The 6,607-nt window shown below is 71.4% G+C and carries 5 protein-coding genes; 1 reads left to right on the top strand and 4 read right to left on the bottom strand.

Going from position 1 to position 6,607, the window contains the following annotated elements:
• The 3 genes from ACYVGN_RS07540 to nusA all read right to left on the bottom strand — a co-directional run.
• Positions 1 to 334: translation initiation factor IF-2 N-terminal domain-containing protein (locus tag ACYVGN_RS07540; protein ID WP_460789864.1), on the bottom strand; the 334-nt coding region annotated here is incomplete at its 3' end.
• A gap of 59 nt (positions 335 to 393) precedes the next feature.
• Positions 394 to 666 (bottom strand): YlxR family protein, encoded by a 273-nt coding sequence (locus ACYVGN_RS07535; RefSeq protein WP_082543178.1) that lies wholly within the window; start codon positions 664 to 666, stop codon positions 394 to 396.
• Between the two features lie 218 nt (positions 667 to 884).
• Positions 885 to 1,877 carry a transcription termination factor NusA gene (gene nusA / locus ACYVGN_RS07530; RefSeq protein WP_460789862.1) on the bottom strand — a complete coding sequence of 331 codons (993 nt, stop codon included), beginning with the start codon at positions 1,875 to 1,877 and terminating at the stop codon, positions 885 to 887.
• Positions 1,878 to 2,029: 152 nt separating this feature from the next.
• Here nusA and ACYVGN_RS07525 point away from each other — a divergent pair, with 152 nt between their 5' ends.
• Positions 2,030 to 3,541, top strand: a complete 1,512-nt coding sequence (locus ACYVGN_RS07525; protein WP_460789860.1) for an alanine/glycine:cation symporter family protein — start codon at positions 2,030 to 2,032, stop codon at positions 3,539 to 3,541.
• 75 nt (positions 3,542 to 3,616) lie between these two features.
• On the opposite strand, the gene ACYVGN_RS07520 is transcribed toward ACYVGN_RS07525, so the two are convergent.
• Complete coding sequence (locus ACYVGN_RS07520; protein ID WP_460789858.1) at positions 3,617 to 6,427, bottom strand: ExeM/NucH family extracellular endonuclease; 2,811 nt, start codon at positions 6,425 to 6,427, stop codon at positions 3,617 to 3,619.
• Positions 6,428 to 6,607 lie beyond the last annotated feature (180 nt).

Genomic DNA, 6,607 nt, shown 5'->3' with positions numbered 1-6,607 from the left:
CGGCCGGAGCCGGTGCCGACGGGGTCGCGGGCGCGGCCGGAGCCGGGGCGGCCTCGGCCTTCGGCGCCGCGGGCTTCGCCGGGGCGCCGGGCTTGGCGGTCGTCGCGCGGGCCGGGCCGGGACGGCCGGCCGGCTTCGCGGGCGCGGCGGGCTTGTCCGCCGGCTTGGCGGCGCCCTCGGCCTCGAACGCTGCGCGCAGCTTGCGCGCGACCGGCGGCTCGATCGTCGACGACGGGCTCTTCACGAACTCGCCGAGCTCCTTGAGCTTCGCCAGGGCGACCTTGCTGTCGACGCCGATCTCCGCAGCGATCTCATGTACGCGTGGTTTTGCCACAATTCTCCTGTCTGGGCGGCCTGCCCCGGACAGGGCAGACCTCTAAAGGCGGACGGGTCTCATTTCGAGCCGTTCACTTTGTTTCCATAGCCGTTCAGCCATTTCTCGAGGGTCTGCGTGTCAAGAGGGCCTGACACACGCAATGCTCGTCCGAAGGCGCGGCGCCGCAGGGCGTTCTCCGCGCACTCGCGAGTGGGATGCAGCCACGCGCCCCGGCCGGGCGAGCTCTTCCGCTCGTCGATGACGAGCTCGAGATCGCACGCGACGACTCGCATGAGAGCGGATCGGGGGGCACGCGTGCGACAGCCGACGCACGTTCGTACGGCTTCCATCCTACACCTCCACTATTGCTCGCTGCGCTCGCGCGTCCCACGCGCTCGGGCACCCGCTTCGCGGATGCCGCTCGGCGAGGGACACCGCGTCGCTTCGCTCCGCGGGAGGCAGCGCTTCGCGCTGCGGGGTCGCTTCGCTCCACGCTCGCTTCGCTCGCACGACGGTAGATCATCGGGACGACCTGCCGGTCGTTGAGCGGAGCGGAGACGAAACGAGGTTACGAGTCGCTCTCGAGGATGCTGTCGGGCTGGATGTCGATCTTGGCGCCCGTGAGCTTGGCGGCGAGGCGGGCGTTCTGGCCCTCCTTGCCGATCGCGAGCGACAGCTGGTAGTCGGGAACCAGCGCGCGCACGGCCTTGGTGTTGGCGTCGAGCACGAAGCTCGAGGTCACCTTGGCGGGCGACAGCGCGTTCGCGACGAACTTCGCGAGCTCCGGGTCGTAGTCGACGATGTCGATCTTCTCCCCGCTGAGCTCCTCGGTCACGGCGCGCACGCGGCGGCCGAGCTCGCCGATGCAGGCCCCCTTGGCGTTGATCGAGGGGTCCTTCGCGACGACCGCGATCTTGGTGCGGTGCCCTGCCTCTCGGGCCAGCGACGTGATCTCGACCAGGCCGTTGGCGATCTCGGGGACCTCCAGCGCGAACAGCTTGCGGACGAGGCCGGGGTGCGTGCGGGAGACCGTGATCGCCGGGCCCTTCGTGCCCTTCGAGACGCTCGTGACGTAGACGCGCAGACGCGATCCGTGCGTGTACTCCTCGCCGGGCACCTGCTCCTCGGGGGGCAGGATGGCCTCGACCGAGCCGAGGTCGACGTGGATCATGCGCGGGTTCGACCCCTGCTGCACGACGCCGGCGACGATGTCGCCCTCCTTGCCGCGGAACTCGCCGAGCACCGCGTCGTCCGCGATGTCGCGCAGCCGCTGGCTGATGACCTGCTTGGCGGCGTAGGCGGCGATGCGTCCGAAGTCCTCGGGGGTCGTCTCCTCCTCGCCGATGACCGCGCCCTCGTCGTCGGTCACGGGGATGTAGATGCCCACGTGGCCCGTCTTGCGGTCCAGCTGAGCGCGGGCGCCCTGCGGCACCTCGCCGCTCTGCGACACGTGCTTGCCGTAGGCGGTCAGGATCGCCTGCTCGATGATCCGCACGAGCTCGTCGAACGGAATCTCCTTCTCGCGCTCGACCGTGCGCAGCAGCCCCAGATCGATGTCCACAGCGACCTCCCTATTCAGCTCTCACCGGCATACGTCCCGCCGATATCCCCCTGACATTACCGGACCGCCGCGGCCGCTCGCTGTGAGGACGCCACCCGGAGGGTGCCCGGGGGCGAGTCGCGGCGCGCGCCGCCAGCGCGCAGACTGTCCGGATGGACGAATTCGCTGACTGGCTCGCCTCGACGGGCGACGCCCTGTGGACCTGGATCGTGCTCCCCGTCGTGGTGGCGCTCGGTCTGTACCTCACCCTCCGCTCCGGCGTGGTGCAGTTCCGCCTGATCCCCGAGATGTTCCGGACCCTCACCGACCGCACGCCGCGCGACGCCGACGGCGCACCGCAGTCGGTGTCGTCGTTTCAGGCGTTCTCGATCTCGGCCGCGTCGCGCGTCGGCGTCGGCAACATCGCGGGCGTCGGCACCGCGATCGCGATCGGCGGCCCGGGCGCGGTGTTCTGGATGTGGACCATGGCGTTCATCGGCGCCGCGTCGGCCTTCTTCGAGTCGACGCTCGCGCAGGTGTTCAAGGTGCGCGACCGCGGCGCCTTCCGCGGCGGCCCGGCGTACTACATGGAGCGCGGCCTCAAGGCGCGCTGGATGGGCATCGCGTTCGCGATCATCCTGATCTTCTGCTTCCCGTTCGCCTTCTCCGCGCTGCAGGCCAACACCATCGCGGCGTCGAGCACGGCGGCGGTCGGCTCGATCGTCGGCGCCGACGTGTCGGGCTGGATGCCGCTCGTCGCGGGCGTCGTGATCGCCGTGCTGACCGGGCTGGTGATCTTCGGCGGCGTGCGCCGCATCGCCAACGTGTCGTCGGCGCTCGTGCCCGTCATGGCGCTGCTGTACCTGCTGCTGGGCCTGGCCGTCGTCACGGTCGAGATCGACCGCCTCCCTGCCGCGCTCGCGTCGATCTACACGCAGGCGTTCGGCTTCAACGAGGTCGTCGGCGCCGCGTTCGGCGTGATCGTGATGCAGGGCGTCAAGCGCGGCATGTTCTCGAACGAGGCCGGTCTCGGCTCGGCACCGAACGCGGGCGCCGCGGCGGCCGTCACGCACCCGGTCAAGCAGGGCCTCGTCCAGTCGCTCGGCGTGTACTTCGACACGTTCCTGGTGTGCTCGATCACGGCGTTCACGGTGCTCGTGGCCGTCCCCGACCTGTCCGGCGCCGAGACCGGCATCGCGCTCACGCAGACGGCGCTGGCGTCGACCCTCGGCGACTGGTCGCTGACCGCGCTGGCGGTGATCGTGTTCCTGCTGGCCTTCAGCTCGATCATCGGCAACTACTACTACGGCGAGTCGAACCTGGAGTTCATCACCACCAGCCGCGTCTGGCTGCAGGTGTTCCGCGCGCTGGTCGTGGTCGCGATGCTCGCGGGCGCCGTCGCATCGGCCGCCGTGGTCTGGAACCTGGCGGACGCGCTGATGGGCCTCATGGCGCTCATCAACCTGGTCGCCCTGGGCCTGCTGTCGGGCATCGGGTTCCGCCTGCTACGCGACTACACGCGCCAGCGGCGGGAGGGGCGCGACCCCGTCTTCACCCGCGCGCTGCTGCCCGACGTGACGGGCATCGAGTGCTGGGAGGACGAGTTCACGGTCACCGGGCCGCTCGACACCTACACGCGAAAGAAGCAGTCGGCCAAGCACGCCGACCACCTGCACCACGGCTGACCCGCCGAGAGCGGGTCGTGACACGCGAGAGCGGCCGGGCGGATCATCCGCCCGGCCGCTCTCGTCGTCCGCGCGTCAGCCGATCCGCACGGGCTCCGACTCGGCCGTCGCCGGGCGGTATCCGTCCAGCGTGCCGGTGACCTGCACCGACACGTCGTGGCCCTTCAGATGGCCGGGGACGCGCAGCTCCGGGCCGCTCGCCCAGGCGAGGGGCTCACCGTCGACGAGCCACCGGTACGTCAGCTCGGCGCCCTCGGTCCACACGCCCGGGTCGACCGTGAGGACCGCACCCACCTTGGGCGCGCCCTTGCTCGAGGTGATCACCGGCTCCCCCGCCTGCACGACGAGGGGCGGGAGGTCGAGACCCACGATCTCGGGGTTGTGGTCGCTCGCGCGGAACACCGACTCGTCGTACAGGATCGTCGCGTTGTAGTTGTGGCGGCTGTATTCGAAGCCCACCTGCTCCTGCGCGTTGATCTGCCAGACGTCGACGCCGGTCACCAGCTCGAGCGCACCCGTGTTGGCGAAGACATGGTCGAGCGAGCCGTCCATGCCGTCGAAGCTGTAGGTGGCCTCGCCGCCGTTGAGCGCGACGTTGACGTCGGTGTAGCCGGCCTCCTCGATGACCTGCACCGGGTCCTCCGCGCCGTACGCGTTGAAGTCGCCCGCGAGGAAGACGTCCTCGATGCCGGTCTCGGCGATGAGCTGGGCCGCGAAGTCCACCAGCGCGTGCGCCTGCCCGACGCGATCCGGGTTGGCCAGGCCCTGGCCCGTGCCGTCGTCGACCCCGGAGCCCTTGGACTTGAAGTGGTTGACCGAGACGAGGAACGCGTCCTCGTCCGACCCGCCCGCGGCCTTGAAGGCCTGGAACAGCGGCTCGCGCGCGTTGTCGAAGTTCTCCTCGTCGATCAGGATGCGCGACTCCCCCACCGGAACGACCTCGGCGGGCTTGTAGATGAACGCGGTGCGGATGACGTCCTCCGACGCGAGCGGCGGGACGGTCGCGGGCGACGGGACGTACTCCCACACGTCGGCGCCGGCGTGCTCGTTGAGCGCGGAGACGAGCGTCGCGACCGCGAAGTCGCGGTCCTTCTGCCTTCCTTCCGCATCGAGGAAGTGGGCGGAGTTCTCGATCTCCTCGAGCGAGACGATCGAGGCGCCGAGGCCCGTGATCGCCTTCACGATCTTGATCTCCTGGCGTTCGAAGTCCTCGGCCTCGGCCGCGCCGCGCGGGCCGGTCGGACCGCAGTCGCGGGCCGTGACCGGGTCGCCGGCGCGGTCGTCGTAGGTGGTGCAGGTGCCGCCCGCCGCGACGTACTCCTCGACCGTGGTCGGGAAGTAGTTCAGGACGTTGAACGTGGCCAGGCGGGCGTCGCCGCCGACGTCCTGCGGCTCGAGGTTCGGCGTGCGGGTGTCGCTGAACGACACGACAGCCGAGCCGTCGTCCGTGACGGGGGTGGTGGGCTGGAAGGCCCACGCGCCGTAGCGGTACTCGAGCACCACGGGCTGCAGGAACGTCGCGGCCGAGCCGACGCGCACGGGGGTGGCCGGCGTGAGGTACGGCAGCGGGACGCCCTTGTTGGCGGTGCTGTTGAAGTTGGTGCTCGCGCCGTCGTCGAGACCGATGCGGCGCGCGTCGTTCTCGGCGCGGATCGCGTCGAGGCCGGCCGTGTCGTCCGCGTCGGCGTGCTCGGTCGGGGTCTTGAGCGCGCCCTCGCCGTGCGCGAGCACGAACGAGCCGTAGAAGTTGGCGTCGTAGTTGTCGGTGACAGTGAAGGCGTCGGCGGGCCGGATGAGCTCGCCCTCGTGCGCCTCCTTCTCGGCGGGCGCGTCGATCGCGGTCCAGTCGGTCACGGGCGCGACGGCACCGAGCGCCTCGGCGAGGACGGTGACGCCGCCCGCCGCGGGCGTGATCTCTGTGAGGCCCTGGTACTCGCTCACGACCCCGGTGACCCGCACGCTCTGGCCGATCTCGGCGCGCGCGTTCGAGCCGTACGCGAAGATCGCGTCGCTGCGGCCGTCGGCGGGGTCGCCCGCGGGGTCCTGGACGTAGAACCCGTTGAAGCCGCCGGTCCGGTAGTCGGCCGTGACCACGCCCTCGACCGTGACGGTCTGGCCGGCGAGCGGCGAGGCCTCGCCCGCGCCCTGCACGTCCGCGATGCGGATGACCGCGGGCGGCTCGGTGGGCGTCGGCGTCGGCGTCGGCGTCGGCGTCGGCGTGGGCTCCGGGTCGACCGGGCCGCCGTCGCGCGCCGCCTGCGGCGTGGGCGCGCCGGTCGCGAAGTCCGCGGCGTTCGAGTCGCTGTCGGCGCCGATGGCCGCACGCGCGACGCTCGTGCCGTTCGTCGTGCCGGGCGCGGGGGCCGTCTCGTACGTCGCGGCGGAGGTGCCCCATCCGATCATGTCGATGACGTCCTCGCGGCCCGCGGCGTCGCCCGTCGCGCCCGCGTAGACCGACGTGCTCGGCAGCAGGAACAGGCGGCCGGTCGTGCCGGACAGGTTCGGCGCGCTGAGGGCGAGGTCGGCCTGGGGCAGCGGCTGCCCGTTGCCGTTGCCCGCCGCGAGCTGGACGAGGAAGGTGTCGCCGGGAGCGACCGTCCCGCTGAGCGCCGCGACGCCGCCGGATCCGCCCGTCGCGGACCAGTAGTTCAGGCCCATGCCCGCCAGGTCGATGGGCTCGGCCGTCGGGTTGTAGAGCTCGACGAAGTCGTGAGTGAACGCGGCGCCGCTGTTGCCGCCGCCGCCGTACACCTCGTTGATCACGAGCTCGCCGCCGTCGGGGGCGGCGTGCGCGGCGGTGGGGAGGGCGGCGAGGCCGGCGGCCGCGAGGGCGACGCTCGCGAGGCCTGCGAGGCGGCGCGCGCGGGCGGGACGGGATGAGGACATGCGGGGACTCCGAGTCTGGCGGGGAGGTGAGGGGCACTGACCCGGGCACACTATCGCCGGGCACGGACACCACTGTCCACGACACCCCTGGACCGGCCGTTGCGGACAGGTTACGTGTCGGGAAACATGCCCAGGGCATGACGCGGAACCGCCCAGGTCACACGCGGATGCGGGTGACCT

The organism is Microbacterium lacusdiani, from assembly GCF_054779895.1.
The sequence above is the reverse complement of the archived record's forward strand: the minus strand, read 5'-3'. Positions and strand labels throughout refer to the sequence as shown.

Coding starts and splice junctions, on each gene's coding strand:
- ACYVGN_RS07535 (WP_082543178.1), bottom strand. CDS start 666: ATGGAAGCCGTACGAACGTGCGTCGGCTGTCGCACGCGTGCCCCCCGA.
- ACYVGN_RS07525 (WP_460789860.1), top strand. CDS start 2,030: ATGGACGAATTCGCTGACTGGCTCGCCTCGACGGGCGACGCCCTGTGG.
- ACYVGN_RS07520 (WP_460789858.1), bottom strand. CDS start 6,427: ATGTCCTCATCCCGTCCCGCCCGCGCGCGCCGCCTCGCAGGCCTCGCG.